Genomic DNA, 17,379 nt, shown 5'->3' on the forward strand with positions numbered 1-17,379 from the left:
CGTAGTCTTAATCTTACGATTCCGGCCAGTATTGCGCCATTTTCCGGCGGAGAAACGCCACACTGCGCTCCAGTTGCGCCATACCGTCGACTCCGTCTTCGATGCTGATCCAGCCGTCGAAGCCAACGCCCTTCAAGATCGTAAAAATAGCATCATAATCATTCAGTCCCTTGCCGATTTCGCCGTGGCTCAATCGTTTGGCGTAGCCCACGGCACCGCCTTCTTCGTTGCGCAGGTCTTCGATGGTACCGGAAAGCAAAAACCGGTCGCTGGCGTGCATCGTCACCACGCGATCCGCCACGCGGGCCAGCAACTCCAGCGGTTCTTCACCTGCCAGAAAGGTATTGCTCGGATCATAATTCACACCAAAGTTTGGGTCATGAATGGCGTCGACCAACTGGCAGAACACGTCCATTTTTTGCGCAAATTCCGGGTATTCCCAGAAATCATCTTTGTAGTGGTTCTCAATGATGAGCGTAATGCCGCGTTCGCGAGCGTAGGGCAAGCAGGCTTCGATGCACTCAGCCGCCAGCTTAACCCCTTCATCGATCGTGAGTTCGGGTCGGCGTTGGCCGGAAAGAACACGGCAATACGAACCGCCCAGGGCGTAGGTCATATCGATCCAGCGCTTCTGTTTTGCAATTTCGTTGGCACGAAACGCCGGGTCGGGGTGTGTAAAATCCGGGGAGCAGCACATCATCGGAATCACTTTTCCGTGTGATTCGACCTGCTGCCGAAACCGCGCCCAGTTGGCTTCGTCGGCCATTTCGAGAAAACCGGCGTACCATTCCAGACCGTCGATGTCGAGCTGGACAGCGAGTTCAATCCATTCAGAAACCGTCATCGTGCCGTCTTTGCAGAGGGCTTGCATAAAAGCTTTGGGAAAAGCAGCGAGTTTTGGCATTTTAATAGTGGTTTAGAGTTTTCGGTATTCGGTTTACGGTATTCGGTAGCTGACGCGAGTTAAAAAAAAGCGTCAGCTACCGAATACCGTAAACCGAATACCGAAAACGGTTAATTCTTTGGTGGATTTCGTCCGATAAGCGGATGTTGTTCTAAATCAATGATTTGTCCGCTAATGGGGCCGCTCTCGTCGGCCAGCCAGTAGACAGCCGCAGCGGCAATTTCGGCGGGCCACAAAATCCGGCCGGAGGGTGCAAAAACCGGGGGGACGTCCTTGTACCAGTCGACGGGCAGGCCTTGTTCGTGTTTGCGCCGGGCCTCATTTTCGGTCAGCACCCAGCCGGGGTTGATCTGGTTCACCCGAACGCCGTCTTCCCGGTGAAGCGTGTCGCCGAGGTTGCGGGTTAGTGTCATCAGCGCGCCTTTCGACACGCTGTAGGCCATCAAATCCGGTTCCCCACTCCAGCCGTTGACCGAGCCAATGTTCAGCACACAGCCTTTTGATGGTTTCAGATACGGTAAAGCCGCCTGGATCAGGGCAAACGGAGCGAGCGTGTTTACTTCCAGAATTTGCCGGAAAAACGCCAGATCGGTCGTATGAATATTGGAAGACGCGACCAAAGCCGCATTGTTGACCACAGCATCCAGCCGACCGAACGTCAGCACGGCGAGGGCAACCAGCCGTTCCGCAACGCCTTCGACGCTCAGGTCTTCAATGTGCAAAACGGCATTTTCGGCACCCAGTTCAGCAACAACCTCCTGACCCAGTTCCGGCTCCAGACCGTGAATGACGACCCGGCCTCCTTCTTCGACGCAGCGTTTCGCAATGGCTTTCCCGATGCCCGTACAACTGCCGGTAATGATGATGACTTTCTCTTGTAAGCGCATGAGCTTTGCTCAGAGTAAAGAGGTGAGACAAGAGAAAAAAGACAAAAAACACGATGCCGGTTTTAGTCTCATTTCTCTTGTCTCATCTCTTTATTCTATTTTAAACTGGTTTCAAAACGCTTTTGATCACTTCGCCGTGGTGCATTTTTTCAAAGGCCTCGTGCCATTCGGTGATGGGCCAAACGCCCCCGATGATCGGTTTGACGTCGAGCTGACCACTTGCCAGCAATGCCAGAACGCGTTCCCAGATCGGCCAGTTGTGGCTGAAACTGCCCTGAAGCGTGACGTTTTTCTGCACCAGCGCGTCGAGTGAAAAACCGAGTGGTTGAGGTCCCCAGCCCACTTTGGTGATGTGGCCGTTGGGGCGCACGAGTTGCAGCGCGATTTTGAGCGTAATGCTGGCTCCGGCGGCATCGATGATGCAGTCGGCACCCAAACCGTCGCGTTTTTTGGCCCATTCGGTCGCATCGCCGATGATCGCTTCGCAGCCGTATTGCTGGGCGATTGCCAGACGATGACGATCCGCTTCCAGACCGACAACCGCCACTTCGGCCCCGCAAAGCCGCGCCATGGCGGCACACAAAATGCCGATGGTGCCCGGACCCAGCACAATGACGCGGTCGCCGGGTTTAATCCGCGAATTTTCGACCACGGCGTTGAAGGCCACGCAACACGGTTCGGTCAGACAGGCTTCTTCAAACGCCAGCGAGTCTGGCACGTGGTGAAGAATACGCATCGGCACGCGAACATATTTGGTCATGGCGCCATTGACGCCGTAGCCAAAGCCTTTGCGGGTGGGGTCCAGATTGTACAGACCCTGCCGTGTCATGGGGTTGTTGGGATCGATGATGGCGGCTGTTTCGCTCACGACGCGGTCGCCTTCTTTCCAGCCCACCACCCGGCTTCCTACTTCGACAATGTGACCGCCAAATTCGTGACCAAGCACAACGGGGTAATTGACCGGCCAGCTATGGTCGGCGGTCCACTGGTGGAGATCGCTGCCACAGACGCCAACGTTGGCGACTTCCAGCAACACATCGTCGTCACCGATGGTCGGTTTCGGAATTTCACGAATTTCAACCGAGCCTTTCTCGGGAGCAAAATTGACAACAGCAGCAGACTTCATTGATTTTGTGTGGTTCAAAGACCGTATAAATTATTTCTAAAACTGATTTAAAACACCCCCAACCCCCTGAAGGGGGCTTAACCCTCTGGATTTTTAAGCCCCCTTCAGGGGCCGGGCCGACGATTCGGTTGGGGGTATTTTTATCTTCCAACCACCACATCGCCATAGGCGTGGATCTTTTCACAAATAAGCCGCAACGAGCTTTCCAGATCGCCATCGGCGGTTTTAAACGAATCGGCATCGATGGTCAGGGGCGCACCCAGAACGACCAGCGGAGCACCAAATTCCGGACAGCGAATGGCCTGTTCGAGCGAGAGTCCACCGACGGCCTGTACCGGAATCTTCACCGCCTGAACCACCTCGCGCAACTGGTCGAGCGGGCTGGGCATCCGGTGTCCCTGGGCGGCAATGCCCCGGCGTTCGTCGTAGCCGATGTGGTGAATGATGAAGTCGCACCCCAGGTCTTCGAGCCAACGTGCCCCTTCGATCATGTCCGGGCAAACCATGTTGTCGCCCATCACCTGCGCGCCAAAATCGCGGCCGGCTTTCACGACGCATTTGATGGTTTCGGCGTGAGCGCGGGCCATCACTACAACGTGCGTGGCCCCGGCTTTTGCCATCATCTCGACCTCCAGGTAGCCGCCGTCCATCGTTTTCAGATCGGCAACAATGGGAACATTCGGGAACGCTTCCCGTAATTTTCGGACACCGTGCAAGCCTTCCGCCAGAATGAGCGGGGTGCCGGCTTCGAGCCAATCGACCCCGGCGCGCATGGCGAGGGCAGCGGTTTCGAGGGCTTCATCGATGTTGGTGAGGTCGAGGGAAATTTGAACAATGGGTTTCATTAACGGAATTGAATGAAGGTTGTGTAAAAGGGGAGCTACGTACCAATAGCATTATTTTCTCCATGACTACTCATTTTTTTGCAAAAAAGGCCACTATTCTATAAATAATTCCCTGCAAAATAGTCGGAATTGCAGACTCCGAAGTACTATGTCTGTGCGCGGTTAAAGCGGGTAAAGTCAGTTCACACCACACTTGGAAAAAGAGCATCATGGCGTCGCATTCAACGTTACTTCAGAAATTAAAAAACGGGCATAACGTCTACGGCACCTGCATCACCTCCACGGCGCCCATGTGGCCGGTGACGCTGCAACGTGCCGGTCTCGACTTCGTTTTTCTGGACACCGAACACATTCCGCTGGACCGGGCTGAACTGGCCCGGCTGTGCCAGATTTTTCGGGCCTACCACATTACGCCCATCGTCCGTATTCCGAAGCCCGATCCGTACCTGGCCTGTCAGGTGATCGATGGCGGGGCGGTGGGGGTGATTGCGCCGTATCTCGAATCGGTCGATCAGATTATCGATCTGGTGGGCGCGACAAAATACCGGCCCCTCAAAGGCGAACGACTGGCCCGGTTTCTGAGTGGAAAAGAGCAGATGCCCGACGACCTGAAGCAGTACATTGAAGCCCACAACGCGGGTAACATCTGCATCGCCAACATCGAAAGCGTTCCGGCGCTGGAACGGCTGGACAGCCTGCTGTCGGTGCCGGGGCTGGATGCGGTTTTCATTGGTCCGCACGATTTGTCGGTCAGCCTGGGCATTCCCGAGCAGTACGATCACCCTGATTTTGAAGCGGCTGTGCTGAAAATCATCCAAACGACACGGAACAAGGGCCTGTCCATTGGCATTCACTTTTCGCAGTCGCCGGAACGGCAGGTACATTGGGTGAAACAGGGCGTCAACATCATCGTGCATAGTTTCGACGTCGCGCTGTTTGGGCAGCGGTTGCGTCACGACATCGGGAGCATCAAAAAAGCCGTCGGCGACGATGCGACGACGGAGGACGGTTCTTCGCTCGTCATTTAAAACAAATGTCATCGCTTTTGCCCCCAACCCCCTAAAGGGGGCTAAAACATCCGGATTTCGAAGCCCCCTTTAGGGGGTTGGGGGCAAAAGCGAGCGTCCTACATCAGTAAATTCCGGGTTTACGAACCTTATTAACGTATGATGGATCAGATCAAATGGGGAATTATCGGTTGCGGCAATGTGACTGAAGTCAAAAGCGGCCCGGCTTTTAATAAAGTGCCTAATTCGTCGCTGGTGGCGGTGATGCGGAGAGATGGCGAACTGGCCGCCGATTATGCCATGCGCCATGGCGTGCCGCGCTGGTACGATGATGTGGACGACCTGATCAACGACCCGGAGGTCAACGCCATTTACATCGCCACCCCCCCGGATGTGCACACCGATTATGCCATTCGCGCCATGCGGACAGGGAAACCGGTTTACATCGAAAAACCGATGGCCCGGAACTGGGAAGAATGCGACGCCATCAACCAGATAGGGCAGGAGACCGGTTTACCGGTGTTTGTCGCCTTTTATCGCCGGTCGTTGCCCTACTTTCTAAAGGTGAAAGAACTGATCGACCAGAAGGTGATTGGCGATATTCGGCTGGTTAACATTCAGTTGCATTGGCAACCATATGCGGAAGAAGTGGGGCCGGATGCAAAACCCCGCTGGCGGGTTTTTCCGGAAATCTCCGGTGGAGGCCATTTCCACGATCTGGCGTCGCACCAGTTCGATTTTCTGGAATTTGCGCTGGGACCGGTCAAAACCGCCCGCGGAATCGCCCGGAATCAGGCCGGTTTATACAACGCTGACGACATCGTCATTGCCAACTTTGAATTTGAATCCGGCGTTCTCGGCACCGGAAGCTGGTGTTATACCGTGAACAAGGAACAGCGCATCGACGAAGCGCAACTGATTGGCTCTGAGGGGAAAATTACGTTTCATTTCTTCGAGAAATTTACCATCAAGGTCGAAACGGCAGCCGGGGTGGAGGAATATAATCTACCCTATCCGCCCCACGTTCAACAGCCCCTGATCGAGACCATTGTTCAGCAATTGCGGGGCGAAGGCCAGTCGCCGAGTTCGGGCGAAACCGGGGCAAGGGCCAATTTGATCATGGATTGGATTACAGCGAAGTAATCAGTCCAAACACGCGGCATCGGCAATTGTCAGGGCTTCGGAAATGATCGCCAAACCGTCGTCAATCTGCTCGCGGGTTACACAAAGGGGAGGAGCCAGGAAGACGAGATTCCACCGCACGAAGGTGTAGAGGCCCAATTCGCGCAATTTGGCGGCAACGTTGTTCATCACGATCATTTCCGATGGTTTGGCGTTAAACGGAGCCATCGGTTCTTTGGTCGTGCGGTTTTTAACGAGTTCCAGGCAACCCAACAAGCCGGTATTCCGGAAGTCGCCAATGGAAACGTGTTTTAATTTCATCTCCGCGACACGTTCCTCGATGTAATTGCCCATCGCCACGGTGTTCTCGATGAGGTGGTCGTCTTCATAAATTTTGATCACCTCCAGCGCAGCCGCGCACGGAACCGGATGGGCGGAATAGGTGAGTCCCAGGGGCAGCATCGCATCGTCGTAGCGGGCGGCAATTTTATCGGAAACCATCAGTACACCCAGCGGCAAATACCCGGCAGTCACGCCTTTGGCCAGCGTCATCAGATCCGGAACGACACCGGCATGATCGACGCCAAACCATTTTCCGGTACGGCCAAAACCGCTCATGACTTCGTCTATAATCAGCAGAATACCGTATTGATCGCAGATTTTCCGCACTTCAACCAGATAACCGTCCGGGTATTTCAGACAGCCGGAGGTGCCCGATTCGCCTTCCAGCATGATCGCGGCAATGTTGTCGGGACCTTCGTAGCCAATGATGCGTTCCAGTTGCGCCACCGATTCGGGCAGCAGCGTTTCCGGCGCGTGGGGCCAGCGGTAGGCATTCGGAATGTCGATGTGAACAAAATTCGGGGCCTGCTGCGAATCGACCGGTAACTTCCGGGGGTCACCACCGGCCGAAAAGACTCCGTAGGAAGCGCCGTGAAATGATTGATAGCGGGTCAGAATCTTGTGCCGACCGGTATATAAACGAGCCAGTTTGATGGCATTTTCGTTGGCGGTGGCTCCGCAAACCGTGAAAAAAGCCTTGTTCAAATCGCCGGGACAAATCTCAGCCAGTTTCTTGCCCAACTCCCCCCGCACCTTGGTCACACAACTGGGCGTAACGTAACTCACCTGTTGCATCTGACGAACCACCGCTTCCGTAACCCGCTGATTCCCATGCCCGATGTTGACGTTCATCAAGCCGGACGAAAAATCAAGAAACCGGGTTCCGTCGTAATCGTAGAGATAAACCCCCTCGCCCCGCTCGATGCTCAGGGGACTGAGTCCTTTTTGTTTTGACCACGAAAAGAGGGTGTAATCAAAGTTATTACGGAGAATTTCGTCTCTTTCCTCCTGTGTAACGGTGGCGAAATCAGCGATCATGATGGGTATGGATATACATGGAAAATGGTCAATTAACTCATCCAGTTGACGCCCGCTTCGGCGTTCCACTTGGTGGTGATTTTTTTGAGTTTGGTCCAGAATTCAATCGAGCTTTTGCCGGTAATGTCCAGCGCACCAAACTTCGATTCGTTCCAGCCGCCGAACGAAAACGGTTCGCGCGGAACCGGCACCCCGATGTTGATGCCCACCATGCCGGTGCTGGCTCTTTCGGCTACGTACCGGGCTGCACTGCCGTTTTGGGTAAAGACACCGGTAGCATTTCCGTACGGATTGCTGTTTTCAATAGTCAGGGCTTCCGATACGGTTTGGGTGCGGACAATCGCCAGAACCGGCCCGAACACCTCTTCCCGGGCAATGGCCATATCCGCCGTTACGTTGTCGATGATCGTGGGGCCGACATAATAACCGTCTTCTTTCCCGGAAACAACGGTATTTCTACCGTCGACCCGTATACGAGCACCCAGTTTTTCGGCTTCCGTGATGTAGTTTTCGATTCGCTCTTTGGCCTGCCGGCTGATGACCGCGCCCAGGTTTTTGCCCGGAATCACCTTCTGCGCTTCCTCGCAAATCAGGTCGACAATGTGATCGACCTCGCCAACGCCGAGCATGATGGATGCCGCCATACACCGCTGACCGCAGCAACCCGTGACGGAAGCCACGATATTGGAGGCCGTCATGTCCGGAACGGCATCCGGCAAAACGATCAGGTGGTTTTTGGCTCCCCCCAGCGCCAGCACGCGTTTCAGATTGGCCGTGCCGCGGGTGTAAACCAGTTTGGCCACTTTGGTCGAACCGACGAAGGAAATGGCCGCAATATCCGGGTGATCGCAAATTGCTTCCACGATGGTTTTGTCGCCGTTGACAACGTTGAAAACGCCATCGGGCAAACCGGCTTCTTTCAGCAGGGCGGCAATCCGCATGACACTCAGCGGCACCTGTTCCGACGGTTTGATGACCATCGTATTCCCCAGTACCAGCGCGTTCGGAATCGTCCAGTGGGGCACCATGCTCGGGAAGTTGAACGGAACGATGCTGGCGACGACACCCAGCGGATACCGTTCGCTGCGACACTCGACACCCCGGCTGACTTCCAGCACTTCACCGCCGATCATCTGGGGTAATGAACAGGCAAATTCGGTCAGTTCGATGCTCTTGTCAATTTCGGCCCGGGCTTCAATCAGCGTTTTACCCCCTTCTTCGCAGATCAGTTCGGAAAGCGCACGGCTGTTTTTCTTCAGCAAATTCATGTATTCGTAAAATACCTGGACGCGCTCCTTGATCGGGATGCCCGACCAAAGCGGAAAGGCGGTTTTGGCCGCCTGCACGGCCTGATCCAGGGTTTCGGCGCTACTCAGCGGAACCGTAGAGAGCAGCGAGCCGTCCAGCGGTGAAATCACTTCCAGACACGATTCATCAGGGAAATCGACAAAGCGTCCATTGATGAATTGCTGCACTTTCGGATATTTTAACGTGAGCGTATCCATGCTTTCCAGAACGGTTAAGGGTGTGAAACGAAAGGTCTATAGTTGTAAATTAAGACTTCCGTCTGATAATTCTTTACACTCTCGCTTTTGCCCCTAAATCCCCTAAAGGGGACTTGGACGCAGCTTAATCCGAATGCTATAAGTCCCCTTTAGAGGATTTAGGGGCAAAAGCGAAAGCCCTAGTAAATATTACAACTAATTGAAGAATAAAGCAAAATTCCGGCCAGATATGACGAGCGAGGCAAGAGCATAGAAATAAGAGATGAGAATAAAGAGTGTCAGCAACCGACTCCTTGTTCTCAACGGTCCGCCGTCGCGGTTCTCTATTCTCACTTCTCTTGTCTATTCCCTTATTTTACTCTGAAAATTCGGTGGGCCGCGTAGGTTTGTCCAAATTGATCGGTTGTTCGGACTGTGATCCGGTGGGTTCCCAGCGGTAGGTTTTTCGGCAGAACGCCCCGCCAGATGTGATTGGATAGCTCCGGTTCGTCCATTTTCCAGCCCAAAACTTTTTCAACTTTGGTGCCGTCGACACTGGCGTCGAGGTAGGGGTCCAACTGGTGCATGGCCGCAACGGCGGGGTCGCGCGCGGGGGTGAATGTAAGCGGAATCCAGTTGGTTTGTCCGGCAAGTTGCATCTCCACCTTCGAGCGGGACGATCCGGCAAACACGTTGACGACGACGTGGGTCGTATCCCAGGCGGTTTGGGCTTGCTCTTCCGGTAGATAGATATTCATCTGGTAATCAGCCGGTCGGCGGGCGGCTTTGAACTGGATAGAATACTGATTGCCGTTAAAGGTCAGCATCGAATAGCCGTTGGGTGCGCCGTCGTTCATGGTCGCGTGTGGGATTCCCGTTTCGTCTTTTATTCCCGCCCACCAGCTTCCGCAAACCGTCGCGTTGATGAAATGATGGTGTGGTTTGGCACCCGTCCAGCCCCATTTTTCATCCACGAAAAGGTGCGCCATCGTGTGCGTATGTCCGGAAATGGAAAAGAGATGGGGGCGGTTTTCTATGATCTTGAATAACTCCTTCCGGTTGTCGCAAATCACAATCGGCGCGTGCATCACCAGCACCACCAGTTTGTTTTCTGGCACCCGAGCCAGGTAGTTGCGGACGAAATCAAACTGGGCGTCCACAAAGTGTGCTTTGTACTTCCCATCCGCATTGAAATAGATGTTTTTCAGCACGATAAACGCCACCTGAGCATACTCGAACGCGTATGAACTTGGTCCATAAAACCGCTCGAAGGTTTCATCGCTAAACCGGTCGTCGGTGGCACCCCGGTTGAAATCGTGGTTGCCGAAGGTCGTATACCAGGGGATGCCAATGTGGGCAATCCCGGCATTGATCGGGGCAAACAGATTCGGGTCGTCAGCGACGATATCACCGAGGGAAAGGCCAAATTTCGCCGACGTGCCGATGCATTCTTCCACCACATCGTGCAGGACGTAGTTCACTTCGGTCATGCCCCGGGCCTGCGGATCACCGAACAACAGAGCCGAAAACTGCTTTTCCTCTTTCTGCGACCAGAGTGGAAAGTCGATGGATTTCGGCAACGGCCCGGTGGGCGCAACGCCTTCCGTCTGGGTGGCCGGCGAACCGTGGGGTTTGTGTAGGTAGGCATGTTGCGGAATCTGATCGCCATTGACCGGAACACCAAAACCGGCGGGTTTGATGACGAAAAAACCGGTATCGTCGCCCGCCGGAAGGTTCCATTTGCCAGACTTGTCGGTTGTCGTTACTTCCCGACCGTTCGATACGCAGACGTTGGATAGTCCCGGTTCGTTTTTGTCGCGGATGCGGTTTTTGTTGAGGTCGTTGTACACCGTTCCGGTTGCGGTGGTTTGGGCGTTGACAAATTGCGTCAACAGTAGTAACAAGGAGGAAACCGTCAGGATAGAGTTCATCGCATCAAGATAATTAATGGTCTACCAAAAACCACAAATAGACACCTGTAAGGTCTTGAAGACCTTACAGGTGTCTGTATGATTACTTCCGAATGAGCCAGATTTCCGTTACCTGCGAACCGCGTTCGCCTTCTCCACAGGTCCAGATAAACGTTACTTTTCCGTCTGACAAAACTGCTTGTGGCAAATCAAATTCGTAGATCGGTTGCTCGCCGGTTTGAATAAAATCATGGATCACCGAACCATCGTCCGTCGTCAGTTTCATCCGGGAACGAAACCGGCCGGTGTAGGCAATTCGCATTCTGTAAGTAGCCTTCGGGTCGAGTTCGTCGTAAGCGATTTTCAACGGCTGGTCATACAGCGTCTTGGCCTGTTTCATCCAGACCCGGGGCGTAACCTGTCCTTTAAAACCCGTCGCCTTGATTTCATCCACCCATTCGACACCGACCAATCCCACGCCGAACCCAATCCGGGGCGATTTCAAACTGCCGGGGTCGGCTTCCCAGCTTAGGCCTGAGACCACCCGTTGCCAGCTTTCCGGTGCGCCCAGATGGTCGTAAAAACCGCCGGGGCCGGGGTCGGTTCGGTGAAGCATTTCTTTGATTTTCAGGACTCTTGCTTTCTCGTCGGTCAGTTTCTCAATCTTTGCCATCTGATCCAGCAGCCAGGGTGAGTCGTTGAGGGGAATGTCGATGTTGTCCATAAAATTCCCGCGTCCCGACATCGCACCGTGCTTTTCCATCGTCAACTGCGCACCGATCGACTTGAAAAGGGAGTCGGCCAGGGCAAAGCATTTTGTCCGGTATTCCGGCAGAATGCGGTTTTTCCAGGCTTTTTCCAGAATCTCGTTCGCCCGCTTGATGGCTGGTAAAGAACCGCTCGTTTCGGCACCAGCCAAGGCGTCCCGCGCCTGCTGTTCCAGTTCCGTTTCGTACAAAAGCCGTCGTTTCGTGTAGGCATCATAGTAAGCCCGAATCTGGCCCATCTGAAACCGGGGGTTCTGCAAAACGGGAAGTGGAGCCTGTTTTTCCATCGTCTGCCATTGCATCAGTGTCTGGTAAACAGCCTGGTTGGTGAGGAGGTTGCCCCGCCAGTTTTGTTCCAGCGAAAGCAGACCCTGGGCAACGGTTTCGGTAAAATCCGGACCAATAAACAGACGGGCGTAATCACGCAGCGTTTCGATGACCGGGGTTTCGGGGTTCCAGTCCTGATCGCTCCAGACAAACTTGTTGACGTCGTCGTTGGTGCCTTCCGAGTAGCTGATGCTGCCCGCGCCAAATTCGTCGAGTGCATTGTGAATGGCTTTTTCGTCGTGGGGGCGCGGGTTGATGCTCTCGCGGCCGCTGGTCATCGACCACGCCAGATCCCAGTGTGGCACCGGGTATTGTGAACTGTAGTTGTGCGTGATGTCGGGGTAATGCCGGATCGGGATCGACGGTTTTACTACCTTTCGGATTTCCTGCACGGTCATCTTCACCCAAGGCCCAAAAACCACCCCGCCGAACCAAGGATAGTCTTTGTTGACGTGCTTGAAAAAGGCGTCGAACCAGGCTTGTGTAGGCCGGAACACCTGCGGAGAAACCCAGATTTTGGCTTTCGGATGGTATTTATTCAATACGGCCGCTTCTTTTTCGAGCCAGGCAAACAGCACGTCCGGTTCGAGATCGCCGGGATCACCGCCCGGCACAAACAGCGCATCGAGCTTCGGAACGGCGGCAAAAATTTCATGCCGTTCCTTCAGTTCCTTCTGAATCGAGTCAGGATGGACGTAATCTTTACCCAGGTTCGGATACCACATCCAGACATCCAGGCCGTATTCCCGGCAAATCCGCGATTGCTCACCAATCATCTTGATGGCCGGTAATTTCATGTGCAGACTCGTAAAATCGTCGTCTGTTCGCGGGGGCATAATTTCGATGCTGTTGGCCCCAAACAACGCCAGATCACGGATGTACTGATCAAATTGAGCTACTGAAAAGGCGTCGTAGGCATTCGTTTTCGGACGATACCCGAGTTGATGACCCCGAATCGAATATTTCGGGCTGGTCGCAATCGACGCTTCACCGGTGATTGTGATTTTTCCGGGCCGCATGTCCAGTTTGCGCAACAGCCGCCCCACGCCATACAGCAATCCCCGCGCATCGTTCCCCACAATCAAAACCTTATTCGTGTTTTCCTCGATCACCAATTTAAAACCCTCGCTTCGGGTAGCGGGCATCCTGCTCACGGCCGAACGAAGCGGTTCAGGAAGTGCGGTCAGCTCTTTTTCAGTGGTTAAATAGATGGCAGCTTGTCCAGGTTTGGGTATTTTCTTTACAATCGGCCATTGAATTTGACTCCGCTTTTCCACTTCCTGTTGCAGGATCTCCAGACTTCGGAGCAGCACTTTGGGGTCTTTTACCGGACAGTAGATCTGCGCTTTGGTAAGATCGATGGGGTTTGCTTTCGCCGGAATGGATAGCAGTCCGGAAACCGTGATCAGTAAAAACAGGAAGAACATCCATGTACGCATGTGATTCATTCAAAGGGTTAGGAAATAAGCATTGTAAGGGTAGATTCGCCGTCATCTTCCATCACCAAAACCGTTAAAACGGTTGCCATTGTGGACTCAGGATTCAATTCCCCACGGTTAAAACCGCGGGCTGGCTTTGCTTTATTTGATGGATTTAATTAGTACATCGTCAAGGTAATATACGGCTGGTGTCACGGCTTCATCGGCACCCGGCAGGGGAGGCCCCGGCTCTTCGTTGGGCGTTTTTCGGTTGGGCAAATCACGGTAGGGGCCTGTCCGAACCGAGAGTCGTTCCACGGACTTAACGGCTTCGGCCAAAGCTGCTTTTTCCAACACGGTTTTGCCATCGATTGCCAGGTCATAGTTTCCGTTCGGGCTGGCATTCACGCGGAAGGTCAGGTCATACCATTGCCCCGGTTTATACGCTTGCAGGTGTTTTTCGGTGCTGCCGTCCGTGGCTACGATACTCCCTTTTTCATCGAATCGCAGCCGGACGGGGCGGTTTCCGTATCTGTCGGTGAGGTCGATTTCCAGCATGCCGGTTGTGTTTTGAGAAGCCTGGATTCTTAGCTTCGTTTCAATGCGGTTTCCTTCTTCAAACACCCGGATGGCCCGGGCGTAATCGTAAGGATCTTTGTCGGATAATTCCAGGCATTTACCAGTCGCACCCGGCGTGTTGACCACCGAAACCGGGGCCCATTTGGGCGCGTAGATATTCCAGTCGGGAACCCCGCCGTTCAGGGTTAGCCCGTCGAAAGAATCCATAACCGGACCGCTCACTGCATACCGCACCGGTGTCGGAACCCGGCTGATCCAGATGTCTTCCTTGTTCATGCTGTAGGTCAGCCACAGGTCGTTGCCCGGCGGGTTGCCATTGCCCTCTTCGATGCCGCGCACGTAGCAGGGGCCAAAGTCTTTCCATCGACCAAAAAACCGGCGGGGTGGCACTTCGCCCTGAACAATCAGCAGGTTATCGAACAAGATGCCGTCATCGCCGGTGATCAGGGCCAGCGGAAACCGGTGTTCATCCATCTCGATGGGATTGTAGCAAATGGCATACCGGCCATCGTCCGTACGTTGTCCCCACTGCTTGCCACCCGCCATGATCAGCGTCGGCACCTTGACCGGATCGGAAAAGGTAAGCCCATTGTCGGACGACAATGCACTGTGCGACCGTTTCCACAAGGCCACCACTTTGCCGTCTTTCCGGTGGTAATAGGACAGGGCTTCCCGGGCTTTTTTGCCGCCGTAAAAACCGTCGAGCCCCCGGTCTTCATCCCACCATTGAAACGTCATGAGTTTGTCGGACAATAGCGCGTTGCAAGCGTCCAGAAAACCGGTATCCGTGGCTTTTTTATAGAAGGGATAACTGGTGTTGGTTTCATTCCATCGGATGCCGTTGAGGGTCGGGTGACTGCTGTAGCGGATGAAGTAAATCGGCCCGTAGGTACCGTCTTTGTAGGCTTCCCGAACCACCCGCCCAATACCGCCCTGCCCGAACGGATCTTCCGTATGCCCGTAGAACGCCAGCACGAGCAGCCGACCGTTGGGGGCGACGTAAAATCCCATGCGCTGGTGCATCATGTAGCCGTTGGAACTGTCGGGAATGGTAACGCCGGTCGGCGGAACATAAGGCGGAAAAACCACCTCGGGTTTGCCCCACTGCCGACCGTCTTTGGAGGTGATCACCAGCGTTTGACCGGGCGCAATGTGCTCATCGACCGGATTGCTCAGGTATTGCTGGTAAAACGTATTGTTCCAGTAACACAGATTGGACGCGTGGTTATACGTCCAGCCCTGGTTGTCGGCCAGTTCGGGATGGGTGTGATTGACGCGCAACGTCTGACGGCTTTCCACGCCAACGGCATACCGGAGACGCCCCTCGTGCACACTCGGATCGACGGTTTCGCCACCGATGTATCGGACAGGTTCGGCAGGGCTACCGGTCTGTGCCTGAGCCTGTAAGCTGCAAAAGAAGACGGGTAATAAGAAAAAATAAGGGTTCAGGAGGGTTTTCATTTCTACAGTTTCACAGGCGAAAAACGCAGTTTTCTGGCCCGGATTTCGGGTCGGTCATACGCCTTGTTTTTGTCAGGAAAGCCCACATCCCAGGGCGACGGACCAACCCATTCCGACTTTTTACCGGCGATGTTGATTATGCCATCGGTCGAAATTTCGACGACGGTATAGAGCGGATCTTTGTAAGGCGCGGTATATTTAATCCATTTAAAATTCTTATCAACTTCGGCGCTGTACCGAACGTGACCGTATTCTTCGCCCAGCCATTTGTAAGACATGGAGTTGATGCAGATGTACCAGATGCCGTTCACTTCTTCGGCCCGGTCATAGTGGATGTGGCCGTAGAAATTGGCGATAATTTTGGCCTTTTTCGTTTGGGCATTGTGCGCTTCCAGCATCGCCCGGATTTCGGCGGCATTATCGACGCCATCGAGCCCCAGGCCCTGATGGGAGAAGATGACGATGGGAGAAGTGGCCTTCTCAAGCTCTTCTTTCAGCCAGGCCAGTTGAACGATTCCGATGTGTTCCTGATAGCCTTTCAGTTCCGGTGATTTTTTGTCGTTGCCATCGAGCACAATGAAGCGAAAGCCTTGTTGATCAAAGGTATAATACGAAGATGACATTTTTCGGTAAGTCAGAGCCTTCGCGAGTGAGGTGCCGCCGTCCATTTCGTGGTTTCCGATGAGGTGGTATTTAGGTCCGGGATAGGCATCCCAAATCGCAAAAGCCGGGGCGTATTTTTCGGCGGGAATCCCAAAATCGCCGAGTTCGATGATGAAGTCGGGTTTGGCGGTTTTCATGCTGTCCATAAAAGCCGTCAGCCGGGATTCGCCGTCGTGCATCGTGGGAATGTGAACATCGGAAAACATCCCGATTTTTACCTTTTTAACGCCTTTTTTTTGTGCGAAAGAAAAGTGTGTAATCAGACAAAGAACCGACAGGGTAACCAGAAAACGTTTCATTTCGAATACTTTCAAAGCTTGATAAAGATCTTTTTCCGGTAGAGTAGGTATGCCGGTATGAAATTGACACAAACAAAGAATAGGGCATAGAGCATACTAGCCAGTCGCGGATCGAATCCCAGACCCGTTAAGGCCGTCACGCCGTGTTCGTTTAAGGAGTGACTGCCAAACTTCAGGTAGTAGAAAAGAATAGAAAGCACATCCGCCAGCACAAAAACCGTGATGGCGTTGGCTCCGAAAATAATACCGGGTTTTGTCCCCTTCGTGTTGCCCAGAATATCCACCAGAAAATACACCGCACCGAGCAGCAGGGCGGCAAAACCGGAGGTGATCAACACGAACGAACTTGTCCAGAGGTTTTCGTTGGCGGGGAACGTCAGGTTCCAGAGGAAACCGAGCGCGGCCGTAAACAAACCGGCGGTCATCAGGTAATTTACTTTTTCATTTCGGGTTAATGAGCTGATCATCAGACGGCCTGCCAGCATGCCGGTGATGCCGGAAACCGCCGAGGGAAAGGTGCTCAGAATGCTTTCGGGGTCCCAGGTGCCCTGCCACATGCGGCCCGGTAGAAACTGCGTATCGAACCAGGCCACGAGGTTTTTCCCCGGTTCCAGCATGACTTTTCCAACGCCAGGTGTGGGAATTTGCGTCAGAGACAGCCAGTATAGCAGGAGCGTTATGGCACCAATCCAAGCCTGCTGTTTCCAGTTGGTATTCAGAAAAAGAAAGGCACAGATGAGAAACACGAGCGCAATTCGCTGCAGCGTCCCGGTCCAGCGGATGTCTGAGAAATCGAAGGTCGGCAGCAGGTTGAGGAACATGCCGACAGCGAAAATCTTCAGCGAACGAACCACAATTTTCTGGTACATTTCTCCTTTGGGGTCGCCCCGTTCCAGCCGTTTGGCATACGCCAGCGTGATGGAAACGCCGATGATGAAGAGGAAAACCGGCGCAATCAAATCGGTGAACGACAAACCGTTCCATTTGGTGTGTTGCAACTGGAAGTAAACCTGGTTGCCATCGCCCGGAAAATTCACCAGAATCATGGCCGCAATCGTAAAACCACGCAGGGCATCGAGCGAAATCAACCGGTTAGGTGATGACTCCAGGGAATGGGCAGGCGGGGGCAACTGGTTCTTTTGGGAGGTCATCGAAACGGAAGTTGAAAAAGTCTTTGAAAGCCAGTGGTATTTTTAATAC

13 protein-coding genes are annotated in these 17,379 nt (G+C 53.8%); 2 read left to right on the forward strand and 11 right to left on the reverse strand.

What is annotated here, in order from left to right; genetic code table 11:
* Positions 1 to 13: 13 nt before the first annotated feature.
* The 4 genes from DUE52_RS20175 to DUE52_RS20190 form a co-directional block, all read right to left on the reverse strand.
* The gene (locus DUE52_RS20175) at positions 14 to 904 is read right to left on the reverse strand and encodes a sugar phosphate isomerase/epimerase family protein (protein WP_114407853.1); all 891 of its coding nucleotides are present in this window, start codon (positions 902 to 904) and stop codon (positions 14 to 16) included.
* A 110-nt stretch (positions 905 to 1,014) separates the two neighbouring features.
* Complete coding sequence (locus tag DUE52_RS20180; RefSeq protein WP_114407854.1) at positions 1,015 to 1,791, reverse strand: SDR family NAD(P)-dependent oxidoreductase; 777 nt, start codon at positions 1,789 to 1,791, stop codon at positions 1,015 to 1,017.
* Positions 1,792 to 1,891: 100 nt separating this feature from the next.
* Positions 1,892 to 2,917: a zinc-binding dehydrogenase gene (locus DUE52_RS20185; protein WP_114407855.1), complete on the reverse strand. Its 1,026-nt coding sequence runs from the start codon at positions 2,915 to 2,917 to the stop codon at positions 1,892 to 1,894.
* Between the two features lie 140 nt (positions 2,918 to 3,057).
* The gene (locus DUE52_RS20190; RefSeq protein WP_114407856.1) at positions 3,058 to 3,762 is read right to left on the reverse strand and encodes an orotidine 5'-phosphate decarboxylase / HUMPS family protein; all 705 of its coding nucleotides are present in this window, start codon (positions 3,760 to 3,762) and stop codon (positions 3,058 to 3,060) included.
* A 209-nt stretch (positions 3,763 to 3,971) separates the two neighbouring features.
* Here DUE52_RS20190 and DUE52_RS20195 point away from each other — a divergent pair, with 209 nt between their 5' ends.
* Together DUE52_RS20195 and DUE52_RS20200 are read left to right on the forward strand one after the other, a co-directional pair.
* Positions 3,972 to 4,790 (forward strand): HpcH/HpaI aldolase family protein, encoded by an 819-nt coding sequence (locus DUE52_RS20195; protein WP_114407857.1) that lies wholly within the window; start codon positions 3,972 to 3,974, stop codon positions 4,788 to 4,790.
* A gap of 141 nt (positions 4,791 to 4,931) precedes the next feature.
* Positions 4,932 to 5,912 carry a Gfo/Idh/MocA family protein gene (locus DUE52_RS20200; protein ID WP_114407940.1) on the forward strand — a complete coding sequence of 327 codons (981 nt, stop codon included), beginning with the start codon at positions 4,932 to 4,934 and terminating at the stop codon, positions 5,910 to 5,912.
* Here DUE52_RS20200 and DUE52_RS20205 read toward each other — a convergent pair whose 3' ends face one another.
* From DUE52_RS20205 to DUE52_RS20235, 7 genes are all read right to left on the reverse strand, one after another.
* Positions 5,913 to 7,271, reverse strand: coding sequence for an aminotransferase class III-fold pyridoxal phosphate-dependent enzyme (locus tag DUE52_RS20205; protein ID WP_114407858.1), 1,359 nt, complete (start codon positions 7,269 to 7,271; stop codon positions 5,913 to 5,915).
* Between the two features lie 32 nt (positions 7,272 to 7,303).
* Positions 7,304 to 8,776 carry a CoA-acylating methylmalonate-semialdehyde dehydrogenase gene (locus DUE52_RS20210; protein WP_114407859.1) on the reverse strand — a complete coding sequence of 491 codons (1,473 nt, stop codon included), beginning with the start codon at positions 8,774 to 8,776 and terminating at the stop codon, positions 7,304 to 7,306.
* A 350-nt stretch (positions 8,777 to 9,126) separates the two neighbouring features.
* A complete protein-coding gene (locus tag DUE52_RS20215; RefSeq protein ID WP_114407860.1) occupies positions 9,127 to 10,686 on the reverse strand; it encodes a calcineurin-like phosphoesterase C-terminal domain-containing protein in 1,560 nt (519 codons plus the stop codon).
* Positions 10,687 to 10,768: 82 nt separating this feature from the next.
* Positions 10,769 to 13,198: a hypothetical protein gene (locus tag DUE52_RS20220; RefSeq protein WP_229312240.1), complete on the reverse strand. Its 2,430-nt coding sequence runs from the start codon at positions 13,196 to 13,198 to the stop codon at positions 10,769 to 10,771.
* A 141-nt stretch (positions 13,199 to 13,339) separates the two neighbouring features.
* Positions 13,340 to 15,217, reverse strand: a complete 1,878-nt coding sequence (locus DUE52_RS20225; RefSeq protein ID WP_229312241.1) for a sialidase/neuraminidase family protein — start codon at positions 15,215 to 15,217, stop codon at positions 13,340 to 13,342.
* Between the two features lie 2 nt (positions 15,218 to 15,219).
* A complete protein-coding gene (locus DUE52_RS20230) occupies positions 15,220 to 16,179 on the reverse strand; it encodes a metallophosphoesterase family protein (RefSeq protein ID WP_114407942.1) in 960 nt (319 codons plus the stop codon).
* A gap of 11 nt (positions 16,180 to 16,190) precedes the next feature.
* Positions 16,191 to 17,330, reverse strand: a complete 1,140-nt coding sequence (locus tag DUE52_RS20235; RefSeq protein ID WP_114407862.1) for an acyltransferase family protein — start codon at positions 17,328 to 17,330, stop codon at positions 16,191 to 16,193.
* Positions 17,331 to 17,379: the final 49 nt, after the last annotated feature.

It is taken from the genome of Larkinella punicea (genome assembly GCF_003334855.1).
GTDB lineage: Bacteria > Bacteroidota > Bacteroidia > Cytophagales > Spirosomataceae > Larkinella > Larkinella punicea.